This window comes from Actibacterium naphthalenivorans, assembly GCF_014196965.1.
Classification (GTDB): Bacteria; Pseudomonadota; Alphaproteobacteria; order Rhodobacterales; family Rhodobacteraceae; genus Actibacterium_A; species Actibacterium_A naphthalenivorans.
Genome location: NZ_JACIEQ010000044.1, coordinates 1 through 1,288 on the forward strand (window position 1 = coordinate 1; position 1,288 = coordinate 1,288).

A 1,288-nucleotide genomic window follows, 5' to 3' on the forward strand; every position below is an offset into this window, starting at 1 on the left:
CTGCGCGCGGAGATCTTCGGGCGGGTTTCAAGCTGGATGGCGATGTCAAAGCGTGCCCCGTGGATCATGCCGGTGTACTGAGCGGCTGCGGTCTCAACATTGCGGGTGAGGGTTCCTGCGAACATGGGATGGTTCCTTTTGGATTGGCCGGTGCCTGAAGTCCTTGCCAGCGCATCCGGGATTGCTTTCTCGACCCCTTGAGGGATCACAAATCAGAAAGCCTGCTTTCCTTTCAGCCCCGCCCAAAGCTCAGAGCTGCCGTCCGAGAGGGAATGCCCCCGTGCCTCCGGGTGCTGCGCCCCTCCCCTGCCCGTCTGGTCTTGATCGGCTACCTGGATTTTCTGCGGCGTCCTTCGATTGCGCGACGAAGAACTCCGTTTCTTTTCCGTTCAACCGGTGCCCGCCCCGGTCGGTCAGACCGATGCAGCTACCATTCGGCACATAGGTGATGAGGTACTGACCGAGCCGGTCCTTGTGGACAACGTAGCCGGTATTGGCCCAATGCACGGTCTGGCCGGCATCAACGGCCGCCTTGATTTCATCGAGTGTCATGCGAACCTCCTCAGGAAGAATGGTGGGGAAACGACGCAAGAAGCCCGGTCGTCCAACCGGGCTTCCGTGCGGCATTCAATTGGCAAAAAGCCGGGTCCTGTCAGGCACTCTGCGCCGCTTGCATCGCGCGCGCCGCCATCCAATCTTTCAGGCCAAGAACCGTTCTTCCGGCGGCGACCTCGGAGGCCCAGGCAACCCTTGGGTCACCGCAGGGCTCGGAGCCGGCGTGCCGGTCGATGTGGCCATTGGCCATCCATGGCTCAGGCTGTATCCGTCGCAGCCAGTCCGCCATACTCGGAATGCGGCCCTGACAGTCTTCGCGGACATGCTGCTCGCCGATCCAGCGCACGGGAATGTCCCGACCTGCGCTATTGGTCAGGGTCAAGCCGAAGACACGTTCGGCCTCAAAAAGGCCTTGAGCGTGGTGGCGCATGGCTCGGTGCGTGAAGAGCGCGAGGTGCTCTTTCGAGGCGTCAAACCAATCGTGCACAGACTGATAGTCAGATGGCACCCCGCCGAATTTCCGGGCAGAGCTTTCGGCATGATGAAGCGGATGGGCCATCTCACAGCCCCTCGTCATAGCTGTGCGAGCATTCGACATAGCGGTCCGCGTGATCGAGGATAATGCTGTCTAGTGCTATGTCCCAGGTCAGCGTGCCGTAGCCGCCCTCGTTGTTTTCGAACCCCGGGTGATGGTGATAGGCGAGCGACCAGGCGAAGTCGCCAACCTCTGTGG

Annotated in this window: 3 protein-coding genes; all 3 read right to left on the minus strand. The window is 61.3% G+C overall.

What is annotated here, in order from left to right; translation table 11 throughout:
• Positions 1–249: 249 nt before the first annotated feature.
• The gene (locus GGR17_RS20170) at positions 250–552 is read right to left on the minus strand and encodes a hypothetical protein (protein WP_054540631.1); all 303 of its coding nucleotides are present in this window, start codon (positions 550–552) and stop codon (positions 250–252) included.
• Positions 553–652: 100 nt separating this feature from the next.
• The gene (locus GGR17_RS20175) at positions 653–1,114 is read right to left on the minus strand and encodes a DUF6915 family protein (RefSeq protein WP_054540630.1); all 462 of its coding nucleotides are present in this window, start codon (positions 1,112–1,114) and stop codon (positions 653–655) included.
• Between the two features lies 1 nt (position 1,115).
• Positions 1,116–1,288, minus strand: a 173-nt coding sequence (locus tag GGR17_RS20595) for a DUF6878 family protein (RefSeq protein ID WP_407926663.1), incomplete at its 5' end; no start/stop codon positions are given.